This window comes from Luteimonas salinisoli (assembly GCF_013425525.1).
In the GTDB taxonomy this organism is placed as follows: Bacteria; Pseudomonadota; Gammaproteobacteria; order Xanthomonadales; family Xanthomonadaceae; genus Luteimonas; species Luteimonas salinisoli.
In genome coordinates this window covers 64,896-88,880 of the sequence record NZ_JACCKA010000091.1, presented here as the reverse complement: position 1 = coordinate 88,880, position 23,985 = coordinate 64,896, and the positions used below count along the sequence as shown (strand labels likewise).

The window sequence follows — 23,985 nt, the reverse complement described above, 5'->3', positions numbered from 1 at the left end:
CCCCCCCGGCGCGGCTCACGCCCACGCGGTCGATCGAAGGCGCTCCCCCAAGGAGCCATCTGCCGGACGCGGCTACGCATTGGCATAGCCCCGTGGCGACGGTGATGGATCAGTTTCGACGGCGGGCACTGCCTGACGCCCGCCGGCGCGGCTCACGCCCCGTGCGATCGACCGAAGCCGCTCTTCGAGCCACAGACAACTGGTGCGACGTTTCCGCTCCCGCGTTGGGCGGTTTCGCAGACAGCGGCTGCCGAGCACCGAGACTTGAACTGCCAGCGCGAACTTCTTGCAAAACGGCGTTCAGGCCGCCTGCTGCAGGGACTCCGCCTTGCCTTCGCTGCGGCCGATCACTACCGAGCCGGCCATGTCGCCGCCGACGTTGACCACGGTGCGGCACATGTCGAGCAGCCGGTCGACCCCGAGGATCAGGCCGATGCCCTCGGGCGGGATGCCGAACATCGCCAGGATCATCGCGATCACCGGTAGCGAGCCCCCGGGGACGCCGGCGGCGCCGATCGAGCCGAAGATGCACAACACCAGGATCATCACCTGCTGAGCGATCGTCAGCTCGACGCCGAAGAACTGCGCCAGGAACAGCACCGTGATGCCCTCGAACAGGGCTGTGCCGTTCATGTTGGCGGTGGCGCCCAGAGTGCAGACGAAGCGCGCCACCCGGCTTGGCACGCCGAGATTGTCGACCGTCACCTTCAGCGTGGTCGGCAGCGTCGCGCTCGAAGACGACGTCGAGAATGCGGTCAGCAGGGCCGGTTGGGCGCCACGCAGGAACGCGAGCGGGCCCATGCCGCCGAACAGGCGCAGCAGCAGCGGGAACACCACGAAGAAGTGGATCGCCAGCGCCGCCAGCACCGTGCCGACGAAGCGCGCCAGTTGCACCAGCACATCGAAGCCGAGCTTTGCGGTGATCGAGAACAGCAGCGCAGCCACGGCGTAGGGCGCCAGCGCGATCACCCAGCCGATCAGCTTCAGACAGATGTCGTAGATCCCCTGCACCGCATCCACGAAGCTGCGGGTGCTCCGGCTGCGGATCACGGTGGCGGCAACGCCGAACATCAGCGCAAAGAACATCACCGCGATCAGGTCGCCGTTGGCGGCCGCCTCCACCGGGTTGCGGGGCACGATGTTGAGCAGGATCTGGATTCCGGATACTCCCTCGCGCGCGGTGGCGATTTCCGCAGCGCGGTCCGACGACGCGGCGAGCAGTCCTTCCCCCACCTCCGGAGGCAACCCCGTGCCCGGCTGGATCAGGTTCACCATCAGCAGGCCGATGCTCACCGCGATCGTGGTCACCGCGAGCACCCACAGCAGGGTCTTGGTACCGATGCGCCCGAGCGCGCGAGGATCGCCGATTTCCACGACCCCCAACACCAGCGCCGAGAACACCAGCGGCATGACCAGCATGAACAGCAGGCGGAGGAACAGCTGCCCGATGGGGTCGGTGACGTAGGCGATCAGCGCCTCGAGCCAGGGTGCGTCCGCGAAGAGCAGGTTGGCGGCGATGCCGGCAGCCACGCCGACGGCGAAGCCGATCAGCATCTTGGTATGCAGCGCCATGCCCGGCCGGGCGGCCACGGGGGTCTCGGTCATCCAGGAAGGCTCCGCGGGAGTCCGGCGCAGCTTAGCAAAGCGGTCACCGGCCCCGATCTTGCGGGTGCGGATCGGGTGCACCCTGCTCCGGATAGAGCGGCGGCAGCGGCGGACGCGCGCCCGTGGCCGGGCGCGGCTGCCAGGACGGGCCGCTGGCGAACGCTTCGCGCACCGCGGCACGGGCGGCCGCCGGGTCGCCACCGGCCCAGCGCGCGCGTTCCAGCGCATCCAGGGCCGCCAGCTGCGCGGGTGCCGCCAGCCGTGCGCGCAGCGCGTCGATGCCGGAGGCGGGCGGCACCGCCAGCGCGCACAGCGCGTCGGCGACCTCGCCGAGGTCCCCGGTGTCCAGCGCCATCCGCAACTGCCGCAGCCGCGCGCCTTCGGACCGGGCGTCGCTGCCGCGCTGCGCAGGGGCCGCGGCGCCTGTCGGCCCGCCCTGCGGCGACCGGCGCCGCTCCAGGCCCCAGGCCAGCGTGACCAGCCACAACAGCGCGAACACCACGGCCAGCAGCGCCCAGGGATGCACCTCGCCCTGCACCCCGGGCACCCTGATCCAGCGCTCGCCGGCGGCGGGCGGGTCCGGATCGGCCGAATCGGCCGGGACGGGCTGCGCCGCCGCGCCCGGCGCGATCTCGATCGCCACGTCGGGAAGCGACGCAACGCGCTCGCGCCCGGCGCGCGCATCCCACCACGGCAGGCGCGGGCCCCGGACCACCAGCGGCCCTGCCCGGGTGGGGACGATCGAGAAGCGCCGGGTCATCCTCACCTGCGGTCGGCCGCGCTCGAAATGCTCCTCGGTCTCGGCAGGCTCGGCGAACACCTCGGCGTCGCCGTCGACGCCCAGCTCCGGCCCGGCCAGCTGCGCCGCGGTGGCGCCATCGGCGGTCAGCTCCACCACGAAGGTGACCGCCTCGCCCGCGCGCGCCGACTGCGGCGCCTCCAGGTAGCGCAACTCCAGGCCGCGCAGCGGCAGCCACGGCCGCGGCGCGCCATCCGGCACCGGGCGCACCTCGATGAAGCGCGGGGCGCCGTTGGCGCGCAGCTGGCGCGGGCCGCTGCCGAAGACATCGTCGAAGAAGCTGCCGCTGCCGCGCCCGGTGAACTGCGCCCCGGGCACCGTCAGCGTGCCGCTGCGCTCGGGCACCAGCAGGAAACGCCGCTCCACCACGGTATAGCGGCGGCCGTCGATATCGCGGCTGTATTGCAGGTCGTTACCCAGGCGCTGCAGCGAGGCGCCTTCGGGCTGCGGCTGTACCAGCTGGCCCGACACCAGCGGTGTGGCGTAGTACAGCCGCAGCACGTAGCCGATCGCCTGCTGTACGTAGGCCTCGCTGCCGTCCGCCTCGGCCTCGATGAAGGCCGACGCGCCGGCGCGGGCCGGCGCGGTGCTCGCGGGCGCGACGGTGAGCGTCAGCGGCGCCGTGCGCTCGTTGCCGACCCGCAGCGCCGGCACGGTGAGCAGCCCTTCCCGGCGCGGCTGCAGCGCCACCGCGAACAGCACGCGCGCGCGCGCGCGGCCGCCGACGCTCTCGACCCGGCGGCTGCTGGTATGGCCGCTGACCGCGAAATCGGCGTCCAGCGGCGACCAGTCGGGCACGCCGACGCCGCCCTGGTCGGTCTCGATGTTGAGCGTCGCGGTCTCGCCGGCCTCAATGCGGTCGCGGTCGAGCCAGGCGCGGGTCTCCGCCCATGCCGCGGCCGGCAGCGCGAGCAGCAGCCACAGGATCGCCAGGGAAAACCGGAATCGTTTCGCCATCGGTTCAGTCTGCACCACCGCGGCGGCGGCGCTCGTGTTCCAGCTGGAACTTGGCGCGCAGCAGGCCGCCCGGGTCGTCGGGGATGCGCCGCAGCCAGGCTTCGTTGGCCTCGCGCAGCTCGCGCTCCTCGCTGGTCTCCGCCGCGGCCGCCGCGCTCTGGTCGTCTTCGCCGGGGTCCTCGGCCTGCAGCTGGCGGCGCATGCGCTCGCGCTGCGCGGCATCGGCGTCTTCCTGCGCCTGGGCATCGGTCGGCTGCGGCGGCGGCTCGGCATCCTGCTGCTCATCGCCCGACCCTTCCCCCTTGCCCGGGGTGTCGCCGCCCGGCTCGTCCTCCGGTGGCGGCGACCCTTCCTGCGGCGCCTGCGGCGGCTGGCCCTCGCGCGGCTCGCCGGCGGCGTCGGCGCGCGGGCCGGAGGGCGGCTGCCGCTGCATCGCCGCCTCGACCGCGGCGCGGTTGGCCACCGCATCCTCCATGCCGGGCCGCAGCGCCAAGGCACGGTCGTAGGCGGCGATGGCCTCCTCGTAGCGGCCGGCCTTCGCGAGCGCGTTGCCTCGATTGTACGCGGCCTCGGCGCCGGGCAGCTCCCGCCAGGCGCGTTCGGCGGCCGCGAAGTCGTCGCTACGGAAGGCCTCGATGGCGCGGCGCATGCGCGCGTGCGCGGCCTGGTCCGCCCGCCGCCAGAGGCCACCGCCGATAAGGTCCTCTGCGGGTTCCCGTTCCGCCGCCGCCTCCCGCTCCTGCGCCTGCTGCGCCTGCACGGGCGACAGCGGGAGCCACAGGCACAGCAGCACAGCGCCCAGCATCCCGCCGCGACGGAAGGCCAACGCCGCCAGCAGCAGCAGCGGCAGCAGCAGCCAGTAGCCCTCGTCGAGCCGGACGCCGGCGCGCCCGCCGCGGTCGATGCCGGCGACAGCGGTGGCCTCGAGCACGCCGAGCGCACGCAGGTCCTGGTCGCCCGCGGCGATCTCGGCATAGGCGCCGCCGCCGGCGGCGGCGAGCGCGCGCAACGCGGCCGCATCCAGCCGAGCCGCGCGCACCCGCCCCGCGGTGTCGCGATAGTCGCCGCCGCGCGCACTGCCGAGGCCGAGCACCGACACCCGGTAGCCGTCGCCCGCGGCCGATGCGGCCGCGCGGCGCGCCGCCGCATCGGCGTCGCCGGTCAGCAGCAGGATGTCGCCACGGTCGAATCCGGCCCGGCGCAGCAACCGCGCCGCCCGCTCGATCGCGCGGGCGGGCCGGTGGCCGTCCACCGGCATGATGTCCGGCGCCAGCGCATCGACGAACAGCGCCACGTTGGCCGCGTCGGCGGTCAGCGGCGCGACCGTGAAGGCATCGTCGGCGAACGCCACCAGCCCGACCTGCCCCCCGGCGCGGGCCCGCAGCAGCGCGTCGACCTTGGCGCGGGCCCGCAGCAGCCGCGTCGGCGGCAGGTCGTCGGCCAGGGAGGCGCTGGAAAGGTCCACGGCGATCACCAGCGGCGTGCCCTGCTCCCATAGCGGTTGGGTGCCCAGGCGCCAGCTCGGCCCGGCCAGTGCCAGTGCCGCCAGCACGAACGCGAGCAGTGCGAGGGCCGGTCCCGGCGCCCCGCGCCTGGCGCCGCGCGCTTCGATCAGGTGCGCCAGCAGGTGCGGATCGACGCTCTCGCTCCAGGCGCTTCGCGCGCGCCGCCGTGCCCGCCACCACCAGGCAAGGAAGGGCAGCGCCGCGAACACCCAAAGCCAGTGTGGGCGGAGAAACTCCAGCTGCCCGAGCAGGCCGCTCACGCCGGCGCCCCCGCGGATCTCGACCGGCGCGACCAACCCGCCAGCAGCAGCGCGTCGAACCCCAGCAACAGCGCCACCGCCAGCGGCCAGTGGTAGCGCTCGACACGCGGGCGCAGCGCCTGCGCCGGCCGCTCCACCGGCTCCAGGCGATCGATCTCGGCATAGATGCCCGCGAGTCCGGCGGTGTCGCGGGCGCGGAACATCCGGCCGCCGGTCATCGCGGAGATGCGCCGCAGCGTGTCCTCGTCGATCTCCTCGCCGCCACCGGGCGTCTGCACGCGGAAGCCGAACATCGACACCCCCCCCTCGCCGCCGAAAGCGATGGTGTGGATGCGCACCCCGGCCTCGCGCGCCAGCTCGGCGGCCTTGACCGGCTCGAGCAGGCCGGCGGTGTTGACCCCGTCGGTGAGCAGAATCAGCACCCGCGGGGCATCGCCATCGGCGTCGTCCTGCGCCCGCATCCGCTTGACCGCCAGGCCGATCGCGTCGCCGATCGCGGTCTCGCGCCCGGCCAGGCCCACCACGCTGTCGAGCAGCTGCTCGCGCACGCTGTCGCGATCGAGGGTGAGTGGCGCCACCGCGTAGGCACGGCGCCCGAACACCAGCAGGCCGACGCGGTCGCCGGCGCGCTGGTCGAGAAAATCGGCGATCACCGCCTTGGCCGCGGTGAGCCGGTCGACGATCCGGCCGCCCAGCACCATGTCCTCTTCGGCCATGCTGCCCGACAGGTCCACCGCCAGCATCAGGTCGCGGCCGGCCTGCGGCGGCCGCAACGGCTCGCCGGCCTGCTGCGGGCGCGCGGCGGCGACGCAAAGCAGCGCCCAGGCCAGCGCGCCCAGCCATAGCGCCGGGCCGCCGCTGCCGCGTGCGGGGCCCCGCGCCAGCCCGATCGCGCGCAGGCGTTCGAAGAACGGCACCCGCAGCGCCGCGCCCGGGGCACGCGCCGGCGGCAGCAGGCTGCGCAGCAGCCACGGCAGCGGCAGTGCGAGCAGCAGCCAGGGCCAGGCGAAGCCATCCAGGCCGAACGGCAGCCAGGACCAGTCGAGGGCGCTCACGGCCGCCCCGTGGTCCATTGCAGGAAGCGCGCACGCGCGATCGTGCGTAGCGCTTCCAGCCGCTGCGGATCGACCTCGCGGCGATAGCCGCCGGCAAGCAGCAATCGGCCCTCCTCGCCGCCGAAGGCCGGCTGGCGGGCATCGCGGTCGAGGAACCGCAGCCACGCCTCGCCGTCGAGGGCGTCGGCGGCGGGGTCGCGGCCGCGCGCAGCGCGGCGCAGCAGCTCCGAGATGGCGGCCACCGCCGCGGCGGGAGTGGCGGCGGCATCGACGGCATCGTCGAACATGCGCTCCAGGCGTCGCCGGTGCAGCCGGCGCCGCCGCAGCCACCAGCACAGCCCCGCGACGACGCCGAGCAGCAGGACCGCCAGCAGCCACCAGCCCGGCGCGGGCGGCCACCAGCCGGGCGCGGGCGGCTCGTGGATGTCGCGCAGCACCAGCCCGGTCATGCCGATGCGCGCGCCGCGAACAGCCGCAGCCAGGCGTCGCTGGCGTCGTCGGCGGAGAGCGCGCGGGCACGCAAGCCGCGTCCGGCGAGGAGGGCCAGCGCGTCCTCGAGCGGTGCTTCGAAGGCGTCGCGCCAGCGCCGGCGCTGCGCGGCCATGCCGAGGTCGAGTTCGAGGCGCTGCCGCCCCTGCTGGAACGGCAGCGGCGCGCGCGGCGGGTCGCGCTCCAGCGGATCGGTCAGCAGCAGCACCGTCGCCACGCCGCGCATCGCCAGCGCCGGCCATCGCTGCGGCGCGACCGCGGCGATGCTGGACGGATCGGCCAGCACCAGCAGCCGCGAGCCGGGCCGCAGCAGGCGGCCGGCGTGGTCGAGGGCGGTGTCGAGACCGGCATCGTCGGCGGGCGGCGCGGCATACCAGCGCACCAGCGCGTCGAGCACCCGCAGTACGCCGCGCGGCCCGGCGCACGGCGGCACCGGCGCCTCGGCATGGCTGCCGCGAAGCGCAGCGACGCGGTCGCCGTCGCGTAGCGCCGCCCATGCCGCGATCGCGCCGGCACGCGCGGCCTGCACCGACTTGAAGCGCACCCGGGTGCCGAAGTAGAGCGCCGGCGCGGTATCGGCGACGACCAGGGTCAGGCGCTCGCGTTCGGCCTGATAGAGCTTGGTGTGGGCGCGGCCGCTGCGCGCGGTCAGCCGCCAGTCGATGTGGCGGGCGTCGTCGCCGGGGGCGTACTCGCGCGATTCCGCGTATTCCATGCCACGCCCACGCAGCGTCGATGGCGCCTGGCCGCTGCCGCCGTGGCTGCCGTGGCGCGCCGGGCGACGACCGGCCGCCATGGCCCGCAGGGCGACCAGCTCCGCGAGCGTTGGTACGATGCCGTGATTGGTGATTGGTGATTGGTGATTCGAAAGAGCATCAGCCTCGCGAGAAACCGCACGCTCGGTTTTTCCCGTCTTGCCGAACGCGATCTTCATCTGTGGACCCCTCGCCTTTTCGCGCTCTTGCCAATCACCAATCACCAATCACGGCCTTCAAGGCAGCGGCACCCGCTCGATCAGTTCGGCAACCAGGCGCTCGCCATCCCAGCCTTCGGCGGTCGCCTCGTAGCTGGGCAGGACCCGGTGCCGCAGCACGTCGGGCGCAACGGCGCGGACGTCTTCGGGGGTGACGTAGTCGCGCCCGGCCAGCCAGGCGCGCGCGCGCGCGCAGCGCTCGAGCGCGATCGATCCGCGCGGGCTGGCGCCCCAGGCGATGCGCCTAGCCAGGGTTTCGTCGTAGCGCGCGGCGTCGCGCGAGGCCAGCACCAGCTCGACCAGGTAGCGCTCCAGCTGGGGTGCCAGATGCAGATCCAGCACGGCAGCACGCGCGGCGAACACGTCCTCCAGCGGGAGCCGCGCCGGCAGGACCGCATCCGGTTTCAGCGCGCTGCGGGCACGCTCGCGGGCGAGGCGGAGGATCTCGGTTTCCGCCGAGACGTCCGGATAGCCGATCCGCACGTGCATCAGGAAACGGTCGAGCTGGGCCTCGGGCAGCGGGAACGTGCCCTCCTGCTCGATGGGGTTCTGGGTGGCCATCACCAGGAACAGCGCCGGCAACGGGTAGGTGTGGCGCCCCACCGTCACCTGGCGCTCGCCCATGGCCTCGAGCAGCGCCGACTGCACCTTGGCGGGCGCGCGATTGATCTCGTCGGCCAGCAGCAGCGGATGGAAGATCGGTCCCGGCTGGAACTCGAAGCGGCCGTCCTGGGGCCGCCAGACCTCGGTGCCGGTCAGATCGGCCGGCAGCAGGTCCGGGGTGAACTGCACGCGCGCGAAATCCGCTTCCAGGCGCGCGGCCAGGGCGCGGATCGCGCTGGTCTTGGCCAGCCCGGGCGCGCCCTCCACCAGCAGGTGGCCGTCGGCGAGCAGCGCCACCAGCAGCCGTTCGATCAGCGCCTGCTGACCGACGATCTCGGCCGAAAGCCCGTCGCGCAGCGCGCGGAAGGCGTCGTGGAGGCGCGACACCTCTTCATTGCGGGCGGCAGTATCCATGGGCCTCGAACCGGCGACGCAATGTCACGTCGGGCTTAGTTTGACCTAAACCGGCACGGGAGGTTCACGTAGACGCGTCGCCCAGGTGAAGCTATCCAATGCGCACCAACCAAGCCTGCCTCTCGAGAAGCACACGGCGGGGCCACATGGCCCCGCCGGCATCACGCGTCAAATGCGGACGTCAGGGGCAGGTTTGCACGACCCTCGCGCCACAGGAGAGTGTTCCAGTCGCGGGATACGTGCCAGAACAAGTAAGTTGCACTGTGCCTGGCCAGTCGTGCCTATCGCCTGCCCCACGCCAAGGGCGCCTTGGTATCCTCGCGCCCTGATGTAGCATCTCGCCGTGCTCTCGCTCGATGCACCGCTTGCTCTGGTGCATGTGGCGGTCGCCGGCGAGAGCACCGGCGCGTTCTCGCCGTACGTGCTGCCTTGGCTCGAGTACGCGGGAAGGGTCTGGTTCGCGACTTCACACGAACGGGCCGAACTGCGGTCAACCCGCTGGCCGTAACCCGACGCGTGAATCGCTGCTGAAACGACAACGGGGCCCGCAGGCCCCGTTGCATACCATCTTGTCAGAAGCTCATTGGGGACGCTGGGCAACCCGCAGGACCCTGGGGGTAACGAATATCAGTAGTTCGGCCTTGCTGTTGGACTTGCCGCGGGTCTTGAACAGGTTGCCCAGGATCGGGATGTCGCCGAGGAACGGAACCTTGGCCATGGTCTGGCGATCCAGGAACTCATAGACACCGCCGATCACCACGGTCTGGCCGTCGTCGATCAATACCGCGGTGGTGATCTCGCGACGCGCGAGATTGGGGACTTCGCCGATGCCGATGATCTCGGTCATGTCCTCGATTTCGTCCTTCTTGACGTTCATGGCGAGAAACACCCGGCCATCATTGGTGATGGTCGGGGTGACGGTCAGCTCAAGCAGCGCTTCTTTGAACTGCACCGTCGGCACATTGTTGCTCTGCCCGCCAGTGACCGTAAGGTACCCCACCTCGCGGCCCTGCTTGATCACCGCCTCCCGCTGATTGCTGGTCACGATGCGCGGGTTGGAGATCACTTCGCCACGCTGTTCCGACTGCAGGGCCTGCAGCTCAAGATCCCAATCGATGGCATTGCCGAGAATCGTGAACGCGATGGACCCGGGATTGAGGTTGCGGATGCCGAAGTCGTTGTTCAGCGCCCGCTCGCCCCAGTTGGGAAGATCGGCCCCGTCGGGGTCGCGGTTGAATTCGTTGATCGAATCGATCAGGTGGTGGTTGCTGTCCAGCGAGCCGGACGAGATCAGGCGGTCCTTGACGCCCCGGACACCGAACCGAGCTCCAAGATCCCGCGCGAACGATTCGTTCGCGATCACGATCCGCGCCTCGATGATGACCTGGTCGACCGGCTTGTCGAGCATCGTCACCAGGCGCTTGATCTCGGCCACGCGCTGCGGGATGTCGATGACCAACAGGGTATTGGTGCGACGGTCGAAGCTGAGGCTGCCGCGCGAGGACAGGAAGCCGCGGTTGCCGCCCGATCCGCCGCCACCGCCGGAGCTGTTCTTGCTCTCGTCGGTCAGCAGCGTGGCGATGTCCTCGGCGTTGCCGTAGCTGATCGGGAGGTACTCGGTGACCATCTCCGCGCGCTCCTCGATCGCCAGGCGCGCGTCCTCCTTGTCTTGCTCGAACTTGGCGATCTCGGACTGCGGCGCCACCCAGACCACGTTGCCGCTGCGGCGCTTGTCCAACGACTTGGCCTGCAGCACGATGTCCAGCGCCTGGTCCCAGGGCACGTTGATCAGGCGCAGCGTGACGTTGCCCTGCACGGTGTCGGAGGCGACGATGTTGAGGTTCGACTCCTCGGCGATCAGCTGCAGCACCGTGCGCACCGGCACGTCCTGGAAGTTGAACGTCACCGGCCGCCCGCTGTAAGTGCGCGCGGCATCGGCGGTGGCGGACGCCTGCGCGGTGGAGACCGCGGCGGTGGCCGCGCCCACGGCACGGCCCGCGGACGCCGCGCGCGGCACCAGCTCGACGATGTACTCGCGGCCGCTCTGGTAGGCCATCGGCTCGAACTCGCCCTGCGCGCTCAGCACCAGCCGGGCGCCGCCGGCCCCCTGCATCGCGTCGATGCGCTGCACAGGCGTAGCGAAGTCGGTGACGTTGAGCGGACGCTGCAGCGAGGCCGGCAGACTGGCGTTGCCGACCTCCACCACCACGGTATTGCCCTGGGTGCGCATGTCCGGCGCGGCGCCATCGCCATCGAAGCGCAGGATCAGTTTGCCCGAGCCGCCGTCTCCGCGCTTGAAGTCGATGTTGTCGACGGTGACCGTGCCGGGGACGTGCTTGGCCGGATCGCTGGCCGAGACCGGCCCGACCTGGGCGACGGCGAGGTAGGGCACGACGGTCGCAGGCTGCGTCGCGTGCACCCCGGCGGTCGCCGCCAGCAGACCGGTGGCGAGTCCGACGGCTGCCGTGCGGAGCGGCGGGACGCGCCGCGTCGAATTCGGGCCTTGCGCGTTGCTAACGGTCATCATGCTTCCCCTAATCAATTGTTTTCGAGCGCAACCGACGCCGGGCGTTCCAGCCAGCCGCCCGCGCCATCCGGCACAAGTTCAACGAGTTCGATCTGGTCCTCGGCGACCGCGGTGATGCGACCGTCGTTCTGCCCCAGGTAGTCTCCGACGCGGACCCGGTGGGTCACCTTGTCGGGCGCCATCACCAGCCCGACCAGCCCGCCACCCTGACCGATCGTGCCGACCATGTCGAGGCTGTCGAGCGGGAACTCCTCGAGCGGCTGCTTGCGCCGGTCCGAGTCCGGACGCGGGCCGCTGCCCCCGGCATCGGAGGTGAACGCATCGCTGAAGGGATCGCGCAGCCCCTGCGCGGCATACTCGAAGGTCTCGAACTGCTGCATCACCGGCAACGGAGGGAGCGGTGGCGCCGGTTGGGCGCGGACGTTGGCCGCCCATTCCTCGAGGTTGGGCGCGTCCCCCGGGCTACTGGTGACGCCACGGCCGCAACCGGCGACGGCGGCCGCGAGCGCGACCCAGGCGAGGGGCCGCAGTACTGTACTCATGCGCATCAGTTCGCTCCCCCGGCATTGGCCGCTTCCTGCTCGGCGGTTTCCTCTTCGTCGAGGTAGCGATAGGTCTTCACCGTGCCCGCCAGCTCGAGGTTCGAACCCGGGCGGATCGCGGCACCGTCGCGGGGCTTGAGCGAGATGTCGTGCATGGTCATGATCACCACGCGCGGCAGCGACGCCACGCCGCTGACGAACGCGCCGAACTGGTGGTAGGAGCCCTGCATGCGCAGCGCGATCGGCTTCTCGGCGTAGAACTCCTTGGGCGACTCCGGACCGGGCTGGAACAGCTCGTTCTGGATGCCGGTGGCCAGCGCCGTCTGCGAAATGTCGACGATCAGGTCCGGCATCTCGGTGCGGCTGGGCAGCTGCCGCAGCATCTGCTGCAGTTGCTGTTCCATCTGGGCCAGCTGCTGCTTGAGCGGTTCGAGGTTGGCTGCGCGGCCCTGCTTGTTCTCGAACTCCGCGCGCTTGTCGGTCTCCTGGCGCTCCAGGCCCTCCAGCACGCTGAGCTTGTCGCGCACGAAGAACCACCACAGCAGGCCGAAGATCAGCAGGCCCAGCAGCACGCAGAAGCCGATCTTGTACTCGCGCGGCCACGACCCGGTGTTGTGGAAGTCGAGCTCGCGCAGCGACATCTTGCGTTTCTGGCTCACGACTCGGCTCCTTCTGCGGCTGCATCGGCCCCGGCGGTTTCGCCGTCCGGCCCCGGATCGACGCCGTTCCCCGCCTCGCTGGCGTTGGGACTGGCCAGGGTGACCGAGAGCCTGAACTGGTAAGGCAGGCCGGGATTGAAGGCGCGCCCCTCGGCGGCCTTCGCCTCGATGATCGACAGGTCGGGGCGGGTCATCCAGCCCGAACCCTCCAGATTGCGCATGTAGGTGCTGACCCGGGCGTTGGACTGCGCGCGGCCCTCCAGGGTGAGCTTCTGCCCCTCCTGCTTGAGGGTGGTGAGCATGACGCCGTCGGGAATGGTGCGCACCAGCGAATCGAACAGGTGGACCATCTGCGAGCGGCTGGCCTGCAGCTCCTCGATCACTTCCTTGCGCGCCAGCAGCCGCGCACGCTGGCGGTCGAGTTCGTCGATCTCCTTGATCTTCTCGTCGACCTGGGCGATCTGCTGGTCGAGGTAGGCGTTGCGCTCGCGCTGGCCCTCGATCTGGCCGTTGTAGTAGGAGTTGACCAGGAACCACGCCACCACGCCGGCCACGGCGGCCAGGGCGAGCATGATCCCGAACTCTTTCTGACGCTGCTTGCGGCGCTCGGCGCGCCACGGCAGCAGATTGATCCGGGCCATCAGTCGAAGCTCCTCAGTGCGAGCCCGCAGGCGATCATCAGGGCCGGCGCGTCCTGCGCCAGGGCGTGCGCCTGCACGCGCGAACCGAGGGTCATCTGCGCCAGCGGGTTGGCGACCACGGTCTGGACGCCCAGCTGCTCCTCCACCATCTCCGACACGCCTCCGATGGACGCGCAGCCCCCGGCGAGCACGATCTGGTCGACGCGGTTGAACTCGCTGCCGGCGTAGAAGAACTGCAGCAGGCGGCTGATCTGCTGCACCAGCGCCTCCTTGAAGGGCTCGAGCACCTCGATCTCGTAGCTTTCCGGCAGGCCGCCCTGGCGCTTGGCCAGGCCCGCCTCCTCGTAGCTGAGCCCGTAGCGGCGCATGACCTCGTCGGTCAGCTGCTTGCCGCCGAAGACCTGCTCGCGGCTGTAGATGCTGCGGCCGTTGCGCAGGATGTTCAGGGTGGTCATGGTCGCGCCGACGTCGACCAGCGCGACGATGCCGTCATGCGGCGTGTTCAGGGTCCCGGCCAGCAGGGCGAAGGCGTTCTCGATGGCGAAGGCCTCGACGTCCATCACCCGCGCGGCGAGCCCGCCCAGCTCCAGCGCGGAGGCGCGCATCTCGACGTTCTCCGAGCGCGAAGCGGCCAGCAGAACCTGCGCCATCTCGGTATTGCCGGGCATCGGCCCCAGTACCTCGAAGTCGAGATTGACCTCCTCGATCGGATACGGGATGTAGTTGACGGCCTCCAGCTCCACCGCCGACTCCATCTCTTCCTCGTCCAGGTCGGCCGGCATCGGGATCACCTTGGTGATGACCGCCGAGCCCGCCACCGCCGCGGCGGCATGCTTGGCCTTGCTTCCCGAGCGCGACATGGCGCGGCGGATGGCCTCGCCGACCGCCTCGACCTCGACGATGTTCTTCTCGACCACCGCGTTGGGCGGCAGCGGCTCGACGGCGTAGTGCTCGACCCGGTAGCGGTCCCCTGAGCGCGAGAGCTGCAGGAGCTTGACCGCTGTCGAGCTGATGTCGACGCCCACGAGCGGCGACTGGCTTTTTGTGATTAACCCCACGGTTTTCCCCTTTGTCACGGGCGCTTACGTGCGCATCGTGCCCCGGCGCATTAAATAACGGACTTTTCACCCCTTGGCAACCATCGGCATGCCGGAACCGTGCCCCAGTGCCCCCTTCGCCCCCCGGATGAACGGGGGTACGGCCCACAGGGGGCCATCCGGCTGAGTCCTCTATACTCCGCCCCCACGACGAAACGCCGCTCCCCGGCCGGAACTGCCAGATGCCCCGACTCCGACGCCTGTTGCGCTGGCTGCTGATCGCCTTGCTGGGCCTGGGCCTGCTGGGGGCCCTGGCCGCCGCCACGCTTTATTTCGTGGTCTCCGCGCGCCTGCCCGAGGTGCATAGCCTGCGCAACGTCGAGCTGCAGGAACCGCTGTACGTCTATGCCCGGGACGGGAGGCTGATGGCGCTGTTCGGGGAGACCCGCCGCTATCCGGTGAAGATCGAGCAGGTCCCCGAGCCGGTCAAGCAGGCCTTCATCGCCATCGAGGACAACCGCTTCTACGAGCATGGCGGGGTCGATTACCGCGGCGTGGCGCGGGCGATCTGGCTGCTGGCGACCACCGACGACCGCCGCGTGCCGGGCGGCTCCACCATCACCCAGCAGGTCGCCCGCCAGTTCTTCCTGAGTTCCGAGTACAGCTACACGCGCAAGCTGGCCGAGATGCTGCTGGCCATGAAGATGGAGCGCGAGTTGACCAAGGACGAGATCTTCGAGCTCTACCTGAACAAGAGCTTCTTCGGCAACCGCGCCTACGGCATCGCCGCGGCAGCGGAGTTCTACTACGGCAAGCCGCTGGATGAGCTGAGCCTGGACGAGGTGGCCACGCTGGCGTCGATCCCCAAGTTCCCGTCCAGCGGCAACCCGATCACCAACCCCGAACGCGCCCGCATCCGTCGCGACTACGTGCTGCAGCGGATGCGCGAGCTCGGCTTCATCAGCCCGGCGCAGGAGCGCGCCGGTCAGGCGGCGGAGATGCACGCCACCCCGCACGAGCGCCCGGTCGAGGTCTATGCGCCCTACGTGGCGGAGATGGTGCGCCAGGAGATGATCGCCCGCTACGGCGGCGACGTGCTGACCCGGGGCTATCACGTGGTCACCACCATCGATCCGACCTACCAGGCCGCCGCGGAGCTGGCGCTGCGCGACGGTCTGACCGTCTACGACAGGCGCCACGGCTGGGCCGGGGCCGAGCAGACCTTCGAGCTGGGGGCCGGCGACGATGCGGCCGCTGTCGCGGCGCACCTGCGCGGCATCCCGGCCCAGGCGGGGATGCTGCCGGCGATCGTCCTGCGCAGCGGCGACGGCACTGCCGACGTGGTGCTGGGCGACGGCAGCACGGTCACCCTCGACGCCGCGGCCAGCCGCTGGACCAACCGTGCGCCCTCGGCGCTGCTCGAGCGCGGCCAGCTGGTGCGCGTGCGCCGCATCGAGGCTCCCCCGGCCACCGATGGCGAAGGCGCCGCGGCGGCGCCGGAGGTCGGCTATCGCCTCGAGCAGGTGCCGCGCGCCCAGTCGACTCTGGTCTCGCTCGAATACGATACCGGTGCGCTGCGGTCGCTGGTCGGCGGCTTCAGCTTCGCCGGGCAGAAGTTCAACCGCGCCACCCAGGCGCGGCGCCAGCCGGGCTCCAGCTTCAAGCCCTTCATCTATGCGGCCGCCTTCGAGCGCGGCTTCAATCCGGCTTCGATCGTGCTCGACGCCCCGGTGGTGTTCCGGATGCGCCGCGGCCAGGACTGGCGGCCGCAGAACGACGACGGCAAGTTCGCCGGGCCGATGCGGCTGCGCGAAGCCCTGGTCCGGTCGCGCAACCTGGTCTCGGTGCGTCTGCTCGACGCCATCGGCGTCGACTACGCCCGCCGCTACATCAGCCATTTCGGCTTCGACGAGGCCGAATTGCCGCCGAACCTGTCGATCTCGCTCGGCACCCCCTCGCTGGCGCCGCTCGACGTCGCCCGCGGCTATGCGGTCTTCGCCAACGGCGGCTTCCGGGTGACGCCCTGGTTCATCGACGAGGTCCGCGACCGCGACGGAGAGGTGATCTTCAAGGAAACACCCGCCACCGCGTGCCGCGGCTGCGGCTCGGATGGCGGACCGGGGCGCACCGCCGCGCAGGCGCATATCGTCGACGGCTTCAATCTCGGCCCCGCCGCCCCGGTCGCTCCGGATCCCGATCCGGAACCGGCGGCTTCCGGCGACGCCCAGGACGACGACATCGTCATCGACCTGGACCTGCCGCAGGCCCCGCGCGCCATCGACGAGCGGGTCGCCTGGCAGCTGGTGTCGATGATGCGCGACGTGGTCCGCCGCGGTACCGGCGCGGCGGCGCGCGCGCTCGAGCGCGACGACGTCGGCGGCAAGACCGGCTCGACCAACGACCACCGCGATGCCTGGTTTTCAGGGTTCGGCGGCAATCTGGTCACCACGGTCTGGGTCGGCCGCGACGACAACCGCTCGCTCGGCTACCGCGAGTACGGCGGCCGCGCCGCCCTGCCGATCTGGATCGACTACATGCGCGTGGCGCTCGACGGCCAGCCGTCGATGCCGCACGATCCGCCGCAGGGCATGGTGCAGGTGAGCGTGAGCGCCAGCGGCCGGCTGCTGCCGGGCGGCTCCGGCGGCATCACCGAATACGTCAAGGCCGAGGACCTGGAGCGGATGGCCAGCGAGGTCGACGACGTCTTCGACGACTCGCTGCCCAGCGAGGAGGCGTTCGACATCTTCTAGCGGGACGCCCCGCCGGACTCCGTCGACGCTGGTTTTCCTGCACGGCAGAACATCGGACCTGGCGCGCGGCCCGCCCCGCCGCCGCGCGGCGGACCGAGGGTCGGTCCCGCCCCGTTTGACTTTCCGGCCGCTCCCCCGCTGGTATAGAGTCGGGCTCAGGCCTCGACCGGGAAGCTGCCATGCACCACGCCCGCCAGCACGCCGAGACCCGCACCCGCGAACGCCGCCACCGGCTCGCCCATGAGGCGGCCCGGATGATGGCCGAGGGCGGCATCCGCGACTTCCACCAGGCCAAGCTCAAGGCCGCCGCGCGGCTCGGCATCCACGATGACGCCTCGCTGCCGCGCAATCGCGAGATCGAGGACGCACTGCGCGAGTACCAGCGACTGTTCCTCGGCAACAGTCAGACAGACGCCCTGCGGCAACGGCGCGAAGCCGCACTGCGCGCCCTCGATTTCTTCGCGGTGTTCCGGCCGCGCCTGGTCGGGCCGGTGCTGGAAGGCACCGCGGATGCGCATTCCCCGGTAACGTTGCACCTGTACGCCGACGACGTCGACGCGGTCCCGCGCTTCCTCGAGGAGCACGGGATTCCCGCCGAGGCGCGGACGCGCCGCCTGCGCCTGGATCGCGAACGGAGCGGGGACTTCACGGTCTGGGTCTTCGCGGCAGAGGACCTGGCCTTCGACCTGAGCGTGCTGCCGCTCGACGCGCTGCGCCAGGCGCCCCTGTCCGGGATCGACGAACGGCCCATGCGCCGGGCCGGCGCGGCGCAGCTGCGGCAACTCCTTGCCGAGCAGGAGATCGAGTGGAACCGCGAATGACGCGCTAGGCCGTGGTGCTCCGTCGGCCGCCCCGGCAGCCGGACCACCCGATGGCGTGCCGCGAGCCGCTGCCGAGCGCCGGACGCCCGGACGGGCGCGGGGCGAGCCCTTGCGTCGCGCCCGCGGCCCGCCTCAGCGTCGGCGGCCGATGCCGAACACGTTGAGTTCGATCGTCACGAAAGCGGCCAGCCACAGGCTCGCGTCCCAGGCATCCAGCCAGGCGCCGTGCTGGCCGCCGAACGCGCCAACCCACCAGGCCAGCGCGAATCCGGCCAGGGCGAGGTACAGCAGCCATGCGCTCCAGCGCCGGGCGGCGTGAAGGCGGCGGTATCGCACGGGCAGCCGCAGCTCCAGTTCCAGGGCCGCGACCACGCCCAGCCAGGCGGCGGCATTGGCGAAGTCCAGCATTTCGCCGGCCAGGCCGTACGCGATGCAGGCCCACGCCACCGCCACGCCCGCCGCCGCCCGCAACAGGCGCACGGTCGGCCGCGACCGTTCCGCCAGCCGCCAGCCGCCGGTCTCCCATTCGAACAGGAGCAACAGCAGCACCCATGCCGCGGTATCCAGGGTTTCGGTGGGCGTGCCCTGCAGGGCGTAGAGCGCCACGTTGGCGATCAACAGCGCGTAGACCGACCATTTGAAAAGAACGAAGCCGCGGACAGGCCGCGGCTCGGTCTGGTCGGCGGCCGAACCGCGCGCCATCAGCGGCGGTCGATGGCCACGTAGTCGCGGGTGTCCGCGCCGGTATAGATCTGCCGGGGACGGCCGATCTTCGCTTCAGGATCGGTCTGCTGCTCCAGCCAGTGCGCCACCCAGCCGGCGGTGCGGCCGATCGCGAACATGACGGTGAACATCTCGGTGGGGATCTTCAGCGCCTTGTAGATGATGCCGCTGTAGAAATCGACGTTCGGGTACAGCTTGCGCTGCACGAAGTAGTCGTCCTTGAGCGCCGCCTCCTCGAGCTTCATCGCCACTTCCAGCAGCGGATCGTCGACGCCGAGCTCGCCGAGCACCTTGTGAGTCATCTCGCGGATGATCTTCGCGCGCGGATCGAAGTTCTTGTAGACGCGATGGCCGAAGCCCATCAGGCGGAAGCCGGACTCCTTGTCCTTGGCGCGGGCGATCGCGCTCTCGACCTTGTCCGGGGTGCCGATCTCCTCGAGCATCTTGAGCACGGCCTCGTTGGCGCCGCCGTGCGCCGGCCCCCACAGCGCCGCGATCCCCGCCGAGACGCAGGCGTAGGGATTGGCGCCGGTGGACCCGACCAGGCGCACCGTCGAGGTCGAGGCATTCTGCTCGTGGTCGGCATGCAGGATGAACAACAGGTCCAGAGCCTTGGCGACCACCGGATTGAGCTCGAGCGGCTCGCTCGGGACCTCGAACATCATGTGCAGGAAGCGGCTGACGTAGTCGAGGTTGTTGCGCGGATAGCGGATCGGCCAGCCGATCGAGTAACGGTAGGCCGCCGCGGCGATGGTCGGAATCTTGGCGATCAGCCGCACCGCGGCCATGCGCCGCTGCTCCGGATCGTTGAGGTCGAGGGTGTCGTGGTAGAACGCCGACAGCGAGGCCACCGAACCGCAGAGCATCGCCATCGGATGGGCGTCGTGGCGGAAGCCGTTGAGGAAGCTCTTCAGCGCCTCGTGCATCATCGTGTGATGGGTGACGTCGTGGCTGAAAGCGGCGAACTGCTTCTGGTCCGGCAACTCGCCGTTGATCAGCAGGTAGGCCACCTCGAGGAAGCTCGACTTCTCGGCCAGCTGGTCGATCGGATAGCCGCGATACAGCAGCACGCCGGCATCGCCATCGATGTAGGTGATCGCCGACTTGCAGGACGCCGTGGCGGTGAAGCCGGCGTCGTAGGTGAAGCAGCCGGTCTCCTTCGGCAGCCTGGCGATATCGATACAGGGATTGCCGAGCGTGCCGGTCTGCACCGGCAACGTCACCGACTTGTCGCCGGCGCCCAGCGTGACCTGGTCAAGATCTGACACAGCACACTCCTTTCGGGATCGGCATCGACCACGGCGAGGGGCCGCGGCGATGCGGGTGGATCGTGGGAGAGACCGCGGCAAGCCGCGGAGAACGCGCATTATCGCATACGGCGCCGTGCGGTCCGGCCCGGACTCGACGCCGCGCCCGGGCCACAACGACGAAGGCCGCCCGGGGGCGGCCATCTGGAACATCGGCGTGGCGCGAGGACGCCGGCATCGGCGCGGCCCCGCTCGGCGGTCGGCGCCCGGCCGCTGCGCGGCTACTTGGCGTAGCGCTTGCGGAACTTGTCGACGCGGCCGCTGGTATCCATGAGCTTGTTCTTGCCGGTGTAGAACGGATGCGAGGCCGAGGAGACCTCGATCTTAACCAGCGGATACTCGTTGCCGTCCTCCCACTTCACCCTCTCCTTGGCGGAGCTGGCGAGGGTGGAACGGGTGAGGATCCTGAAATCGGAAGTCACGTCCTGGAACACGACTTCGCGGTACTCGGGGTGGATCTCGGCCTTCATGGCGGCACCGGAATTGCGGGAAGCCGATTATTGTAGCCGCCCGTGCCCTCCGTGCGCAATCACCCCTGCGGCCCGCCGCCGGCGGCCAGCGCGGCCCGGATCAGGTCGTGGAAACGGGGCCGGTCGTAGCGCATCAGGATCCGGGCATTGTCGGCGCCGCCGTCCTGGCGCTGCCAGTCGACCACGGTGGCGCCGCGGGTGTGGGTACCGGCCAGTTCCACCGCCACCGGCCGCTCCACCGTCTCCAGCGCGTCCTCGGGCTGAAGCGCCCAGGCCATCGCCAGCGCGTCGGCCGAGTGCCAGTGGTCGCCGCGGCGGTCGGCGGACCACAGCCTGGTCTGGCGCGAGATCGCCTCATAGAAGCGCGCGCGCGGCGAATCGGCGCGCAGCCAGGTCTCGGCCTCGGCATGGGGGAAGCCGTGCGCCAGCACCGCCTCCCAGTCGGCCAGGTCGAAGCGCGGAAATCCCTCGAACACGATCCGCGCCGCCTCCGGATCGAAAGCGACGTTGAACTCCGCCGCCGGGGTGATGTTGCCGTGGGCGGTGACCGCTCCGCCCATCACCACCAGGCGGGCGATGCGCTGCGGCAGGGTCGGGTCGAGCTTCAGCGCCAGCGCGAGATTGGTCAGCGGCCCCAGCGCCACCAGCAGCAGGCGCCCGGCGTGCAGATGCGACAGCCGCAGGATCGCCAGCGCCGCGTGCTCGCGCCCGGCCTCGCCGGCCGCCGGGACGTAGCCGACGTCGCCGAAGCCGTCGCGTCCGTGCACGTAGGCCGCATCGCGGGACGGATGCAGCAGCGGGCCGGCGCAGCCGGGGTACACGGGGACGTCGGCCCGGCATACCTCGACCAGCTTGAGCGCATTGGCCACGGTGTGGCGCAATCCGACGTTGCCTGCGGCGATGGTCAGCGCCTCCACCCGGTGGCGCGGATCGTTGAAGGCGAGCAGCAGGGCGAGGGCGTCGTCGACGCCCGGATCGGTGTCGATCAGCAGGGGAATGGGTTCGTCCATGCGCCATTATCCCCCGGCGTGGCGGCCGGCTGTCCAATCGCCGGCCCGCGGCGCGGGAGTTCGCGTGCCCTGGCGCGCTCCTGCGGGCGAGCCGCCCGCAGCGGCATCATTCCGCAAGCGACCCATGGCCGCGAAGGCCGCGAGAGTTTCCGGGCAGCCGCGCGACGACCCCAGGCATGCCCGGCGGCGCCGGCCGAGCGGCGCTGCGGCGCCTTTCCGCCCCCTCTGCCCCGGCGCGGGGTCAGGCCGCAGCGTAGCGCGCCGCGCCGCCGATCCAGCGCTCGATCAGCCGGTCGGCGATCTGCGGCGATTCCCGCAGCAGCTGCTCGCCGATCGCGTGCACGGCGGGCAGCAGGTCGGCGTCGCGCGCCAGGTCGGCCAGACGGAATGCCGCCAGGCCGGTCTGGCGCGTGCCCAGCAGTTCCCCCGGCCCGCGCAGTTCCAGGTCCTTCTCGGCGATCACGAAACCGTCGCCGGTCGCGCGCATGGTCGCCAGGCGCTGGCGGGCCATCTGCGACAGCGGCGGCTGGTACAGCAGCACACAGCTCGAGGCGGCGCTGCCGCGCCCCACCCGTCCGCGCAGCTGGTGCAGCTGCGACAACCCCAGCCGCTCGGCGTTCTCGATGATCATCAGCGACGCATTGGGGACGTCGACCCCGACTTCGATCACCGTGGTGGCCACCAGCAGGTCGGTCTCCCCGCCCTTGAAGCGCCGCATCGCCTGCTGCTTGTCGGCGGGTTTCATGCGCCCGTGGACCAGGCCGACGCGCAGCTCCGGCAGCGCTGCGCCCAGCGCCTCGAAGGTCCCCTGGGCGGCCTGCGCGACCACGTCGGCGCGGGCACCGCTGCCGGCGGCCGCACTGGAGGGCTTGGCCGCATCCTCCTCGATCAGGGTGCAGACCCAGTAGGCCTGCCGCCCCTCGGCGCAGGCGGCGCGGATCCGCTCGATCAGCTCGGGTCGGCGTTCGGCGCTCAGTACCACCGTCTGCACCGGGGTGCGCCCGGGCGGCAGCTGGTCGATCGCCGAGACGTCCAGGTCCGCGTAGGCGGTCATCGCCAGGGTCCGGGGGATCGGCGTGGCGGTCATCACCAGCTGGTGCGGCACGCGGCCGCCGCTTGCACCCTTGTCGCGCAGCGCCAGGCGCTGGTGGACGCCGAAGCGGTGCTGCTCGTCGACGATCACCAGCCCCAGCCCGCGGAACTCCACGCCTTCCTGCATCAGCGCATGGGTGCCGACGACGACCTGCACCTCCCCCGCGGCGATGTCGGCGAGCGCGCGGGTGCGCGCCTTGCCGCCGACCTTGCCGGCAAGCCAGCCCACGCGCACGCCCAGCGGCTCGAGCCATGCGCGGAAGCTGGCCAAGTGCTGCTCCGCCAGCAGTTCGGTCGGCGCCATCAGCGCGGCCTGGGTCCCGGCCTCCACCGCCAGCAGCGCCGCCAGCGCGGCGACCACGGTCTTGCCGCTGCCGACATCGCCCTGGACCAGGCGCAGCATCGGCACCGGCTGGCGCAGATCGCGACCGACCTGATCGTAGACCCGCTGCTGGGCGGCGGTGAGGGCGAAGGGCAGCGCCTCGCGCAGCCGGTCGGCCAGTTGCCCCGGGACGTCGAACGGCCGCGCGCCGTGGCGCTGCAGCGCGATCCGCTGGCGGCGCAGGCTGAGGTGATGGGCTAGCAATTCCTCCAGCGCCAGCCGCCGCTGCGCGGGATGGGTGCCGGCCAGCAGCGCGCCCAGGTCGGCCCGGGGCGGGGGGCGGTGCACGGTGAGCAAGGCCTCGCGAAGGGTCGGCAGGCCATGCGCGTCCGCCGCGGCGGACGGCAGCAGCTCGAGGACGTCGTGGCCCGGCAGGCGCTCGAGCGCCTGCCCGATCAGGCGCCGCATCGTCGCCGCGCCGACCCCCTCGACCTGCGGATACACCGGATCCAGGCTGTCGCCCAGCCCGGGTCGCTCGTCGTCGCCGAGGATGCGATAGCTCGGGTGCACGATCTCCAGACCGTGCTGTCCCGGACGCGGGGTGCCGTAGCAGCGCACCCGCGCGCCGACGCGGAACTGCGCCACCTGTGCGGGACGGAAGTGGAAGAACCTGAGCACCAGCGTCGCGCGGGAGTCGTCGCCCAGCGCCACCCGCAGCATCGGCCGATAGCGGAAACCGCGCTCGACCGCCTCCACCACGCCCTCCACCTGCACCGGCTGCCCGGCCTGCAGGCCGCGGATCGGCGCGATGCGGGTCCGGTCCTCGTACTGCCGCGGCAGCTGCAGCCACAGGTCCTGCAGGGTCAGCAGGCCGCGCGCGGCGAGCTTGTCGGCGGTGCGTGCGCCGACTCCCGCGAGCCCGGCGAGCGGCTGGTGCGCGGGGTCGAAGCTCGGAACGGGTCGTGGCGCCGCCATCGCTCAAGCATGCCGCGAAGGCGCACCGCCGCAAACCCCGCCGCGATCCGGGTCGCGCCTCAGCGCAGCACCATCACCGCGTCGACCTCGAACACCGCGCCGCGCGGGAGCGCCGCCACGCCGATGGTGGAGCGCGCCGGATAGGGCTCGGCGAACACTTCGGCCATGACCGCGTTGACCTCGGAGAACTCGCCCAGGTCGGTCAGGTACAGGCCCACCCGCACGACGTCGTCGAGCGACCCCCCGGCCGCCGCGCAGACCGCCTCGAGATTGGCGAACGCGCGCCGCGCCTGCGCGCGGATGCCGCCCTCGGCGAGCTCGCCGCTGTCGGGGTGGAGCGCGATCTGGCCGGACAGGAACACCGTGTCGCCGGCGCGCGTGGCCTGCGAGTAGGGGCCGATGGCGGCAGGCGCGCCGCCGGTGCTGACGGGGGTTCGGGGCATGACGGC

Annotated in this window: 21 protein-coding genes; 3 read left to right on the top strand and 18 right to left on the bottom strand. The window is 71.4% G+C overall.

Going from position 1 to position 23,985, the window contains the following annotated elements; translation table 11 throughout:
- Positions 1–300: 300 nt before the first annotated feature.
- The 7 genes from H0E84_RS17755 to H0E84_RS17725 form a co-directional block, all read right to left on the bottom strand.
- Positions 301–1,605, bottom strand: a complete 1,305-nt coding sequence (locus tag H0E84_RS17755; RefSeq protein ID WP_180679983.1) for a dicarboxylate/amino acid:cation symporter — start codon at positions 1,603–1,605, stop codon at positions 301–303.
- 43 nt (positions 1,606–1,648) lie between these two features.
- Complete coding sequence (locus H0E84_RS17750; protein ID WP_180679982.1) at positions 1,649–3,361, bottom strand: BatD family protein; 1,713 nt, start codon at positions 3,359–3,361, stop codon at positions 1,649–1,651.
- A 4-nt stretch (positions 3,362–3,365) separates the two neighbouring features.
- Positions 3,366–5,126 carry a VWA domain-containing protein gene (locus H0E84_RS17745; protein WP_180679981.1) on the bottom strand — a complete coding sequence of 587 codons (1,761 nt, stop codon included), beginning with the start codon at positions 5,124–5,126 and terminating at the stop codon, positions 3,366–3,368.
- Positions 5,123–6,181, bottom strand: coding sequence for a vWA domain-containing protein (locus H0E84_RS17740; protein WP_345776343.1), 1,059 nt, complete (start codon positions 6,179–6,181; stop codon positions 5,123–5,125). Before H0E84_RS17740 ends, H0E84_RS17745 begins: the two co-directional genes overlap by 4 nt.
- Complete coding sequence (locus H0E84_RS17735; protein WP_180679979.1) at positions 6,178–6,630, bottom strand: DUF4381 family protein; 453 nt, start codon at positions 6,628–6,630, stop codon at positions 6,178–6,180. The genes H0E84_RS17740 and H0E84_RS17735 overlap by 4 nt, the downstream gene beginning before the upstream one ends.
- Positions 6,627–7,466, bottom strand: a complete 840-nt coding sequence (locus H0E84_RS17730) for a DUF58 domain-containing protein (protein WP_257644283.1) — start codon at positions 7,464–7,466, stop codon at positions 6,627–6,629. Before H0E84_RS17730 ends, H0E84_RS17735 begins: the two co-directional genes overlap by 4 nt.
- Positions 7,467–7,661: 195 nt before the next feature.
- On the bottom strand, positions 7,662–8,660 hold the full coding sequence (locus H0E84_RS17725; protein WP_180679977.1) for an AAA family ATPase: 999 nt from the start codon (positions 8,658–8,660) through the stop codon (positions 7,662–7,664).
- A gap of 343 nt (positions 8,661–9,003) precedes the next feature.
- Between H0E84_RS17725 and H0E84_RS17720 the strand changes: the two genes are divergently transcribed.
- Positions 9,004–9,168: a hypothetical protein gene (locus H0E84_RS17720; RefSeq protein WP_180679976.1), complete on the top strand. Its 165-nt coding sequence runs from the start codon at positions 9,004–9,006 to the stop codon at positions 9,166–9,168.
- A 72-nt stretch (positions 9,169–9,240) separates the two neighbouring features.
- On the opposite strand, the gene H0E84_RS17715 is transcribed toward H0E84_RS17720, so the two are convergent.
- From H0E84_RS17715 to H0E84_RS17695, 5 genes are read right to left on the bottom strand one after another with little or no spacing between them, the layout of a single operon-like run.
- Positions 9,241–11,184: a type IV pilus secretin PilQ gene (locus H0E84_RS17715; protein WP_180680092.1), complete on the bottom strand. Its 1,944-nt coding sequence runs from the start codon at positions 11,182–11,184 to the stop codon at positions 9,241–9,243.
- A gap of 14 nt (positions 11,185–11,198) precedes the next feature.
- The gene (locus H0E84_RS17710; RefSeq protein WP_425600504.1) at positions 11,199–11,729 is read right to left on the bottom strand and encodes a pilus assembly protein PilP; all 531 of its coding nucleotides are present in this window, start codon (positions 11,727–11,729) and stop codon (positions 11,199–11,201) included.
- Positions 11,730–11,734: 5 nt separating this feature from the next.
- Positions 11,735–12,370 carry a type IV pilus inner membrane component PilO gene (locus H0E84_RS17705; protein WP_180680091.1) on the bottom strand — a complete coding sequence of 212 codons (636 nt, stop codon included), beginning with the start codon at positions 12,368–12,370 and terminating at the stop codon, positions 11,735–11,737.
- 14 nt (positions 12,371–12,384) lie between these two features.
- Complete coding sequence (locus H0E84_RS17700) at positions 12,385–13,029, bottom strand: PilN domain-containing protein (RefSeq protein ID WP_180679974.1); 645 nt, start codon at positions 13,027–13,029, stop codon at positions 12,385–12,387.
- Positions 13,029–14,087, bottom strand: a complete 1,059-nt coding sequence (locus H0E84_RS17695; RefSeq protein WP_180679973.1) for a type IV pilus assembly protein PilM — start codon at positions 14,085–14,087, stop codon at positions 13,029–13,031. Before H0E84_RS17695 ends, H0E84_RS17700 begins: the two co-directional genes overlap by 1 nt.
- A 221-nt stretch (positions 14,088–14,308) precedes the next feature.
- Here H0E84_RS17695 and H0E84_RS17690 point away from each other — a divergent pair, with 221 nt between their 5' ends.
- Both H0E84_RS17690 and H0E84_RS17685 read left to right on the top strand, forming a co-directional pair.
- Positions 14,309–16,816 carry a penicillin-binding protein 1A gene (locus H0E84_RS17690; RefSeq protein ID WP_180679972.1) on the top strand — a complete coding sequence of 836 codons (2,508 nt, stop codon included), beginning with the start codon at positions 14,309–14,311 and terminating at the stop codon, positions 16,814–16,816.
- Between the two features lie 179 nt (positions 16,817–16,995).
- A complete protein-coding gene (locus H0E84_RS17685; protein WP_180679971.1) occupies positions 16,996–17,637 on the top strand; it encodes a hypothetical protein in 642 nt (213 codons plus the stop codon).
- A gap of 132 nt (positions 17,638–17,769) precedes the next feature.
- Here H0E84_RS17685 and H0E84_RS17680 read toward each other — a convergent pair whose 3' ends face one another.
- From H0E84_RS17680 to H0E84_RS17655, 6 genes are all read right to left on the bottom strand, one after another.
- Positions 17,770–18,339 carry a hypothetical protein gene (locus H0E84_RS17680; protein WP_180679970.1) on the bottom strand — a complete coding sequence of 190 codons (570 nt, stop codon included), beginning with the start codon at positions 18,337–18,339 and terminating at the stop codon, positions 17,770–17,772.
- On the bottom strand, positions 18,339–19,628 hold the full coding sequence (locus H0E84_RS17675; protein WP_180679969.1) for a citrate synthase: 1,290 nt from the start codon (positions 19,626–19,628) through the stop codon (positions 18,339–18,341). Before H0E84_RS17675 ends, H0E84_RS17680 begins: the two co-directional genes overlap by 1 nt.
- A gap of 260 nt (positions 19,629–19,888) precedes the next feature.
- The gene (locus tag H0E84_RS17670) at positions 19,889–20,137 is read right to left on the bottom strand and encodes a type B 50S ribosomal protein L31 (protein WP_180679968.1); all 249 of its coding nucleotides are present in this window, start codon (positions 20,135–20,137) and stop codon (positions 19,889–19,891) included.
- Between the two features lie 59 nt (positions 20,138–20,196).
- Complete coding sequence (locus H0E84_RS17665) at positions 20,197–21,147, bottom strand: nucleoside hydrolase (protein ID WP_180679967.1); 951 nt, start codon at positions 21,145–21,147, stop codon at positions 20,197–20,199.
- Positions 21,148–21,388: 241 nt separating this feature from the next.
- Entirely contained in the window at positions 21,389–23,536 is a 2,148-nt protein-coding gene (gene recG, locus H0E84_RS17660; RefSeq protein WP_180679966.1) for an ATP-dependent DNA helicase RecG, read from the bottom strand.
- 59 nt (positions 23,537–23,595) lie between these two features.
- Positions 23,596–23,979 carry a Rid family detoxifying hydrolase gene (locus tag H0E84_RS17655; RefSeq protein ID WP_180679965.1) on the bottom strand — a complete coding sequence of 128 codons (384 nt, stop codon included), beginning with the start codon at positions 23,977–23,979 and terminating at the stop codon, positions 23,596–23,598.
- Positions 23,980–23,985 lie beyond the last annotated feature (6 nt).

Bases quoted from the DNA above. Each gene is read 5' to 3' on its own strand.
- recG (WP_180679966.1), bottom strand. From the start codon at position 23,536: ATGGCGGCGCCACGACCCGTTCCGAGCTTCGACCCCGCGCACCAGCCG.
- H0E84_RS17725 (WP_180679977.1), bottom strand. From the start codon at position 8,660: ATGGATACTGCCGCCCGCAATGAAGAGGTGTCGCGCCTCCACGACGCC.
- H0E84_RS17735 (WP_180679979.1), bottom strand. From the start codon at position 6,630: ATGACCGGGCTGGTGCTGCGCGACATCCACGAGCCGCCCGCGCCCGGC.
- H0E84_RS17680 (WP_180679970.1), bottom strand. From the start codon at position 18,339: ATGGCGCGCGGTTCGGCCGCCGACCAGACCGAGCCGCGGCCTGTCCGC.
- H0E84_RS17690 (WP_180679972.1), top strand. From the start codon at position 14,309: ATGCCCCGACTCCGACGCCTGTTGCGCTGGCTGCTGATCGCCTTGCTG.
- H0E84_RS17700 (WP_180679974.1), bottom strand. From the start codon at position 13,029: ATGGCCCGGATCAATCTGCTGCCGTGGCGCGCCGAGCGCCGCAAGCAG.
- H0E84_RS17710 (WP_425600504.1), bottom strand. From the start codon at position 11,729: ATGAGTACAGTACTGCGGCCCCTCGCCTGGGTCGCGCTCGCGGCCGCC.
- H0E84_RS17655 (WP_180679965.1), bottom strand. From the start codon at position 23,979: ATGCCCCGAACCCCCGTCAGCACCGGCGGCGCGCCTGCCGCCATCGGC.
- H0E84_RS17755 (WP_180679983.1), bottom strand. From the start codon at position 1,605: ATGACCGAGACCCCCGTGGCCGCCCGGCCGGGCATGGCGCTGCATACC.
- H0E84_RS17715 (WP_180680092.1), bottom strand. From the start codon at position 11,184: ATGACCGTTAGCAACGCGCAAGGCCCGAATTCGACGCGGCGCGTCCCG.
- H0E84_RS17685 (WP_180679971.1), top strand. From the start codon at position 16,996: ATGCACCACGCCCGCCAGCACGCCGAGACCCGCACCCGCGAACGCCGC.
- H0E84_RS17665 (WP_180679967.1), bottom strand. From the start codon at position 21,147: ATGGACGAACCCATTCCCCTGCTGATCGACACCGATCCGGGCGTCGAC.
- H0E84_RS17730 (WP_257644283.1), bottom strand. From the start codon at position 7,466: ATGGCGGCCGGTCGTCGCCCGGCGCGCCACGGCAGCCACGGCGGCAGC.
- H0E84_RS17705 (WP_180680091.1), bottom strand. From the start codon at position 12,370: ATGTCGCTGCGCGAGCTCGACTTCCACAACACCGGGTCGTGGCCGCGC.
- H0E84_RS17670 (WP_180679968.1), bottom strand. From the start codon at position 20,137: ATGAAGGCCGAGATCCACCCCGAGTACCGCGAAGTCGTGTTCCAGGAC.
- H0E84_RS17750 (WP_180679982.1), bottom strand. From the start codon at position 3,361: ATGGCGAAACGATTCCGGTTTTCCCTGGCGATCCTGTGGCTGCTGCTC.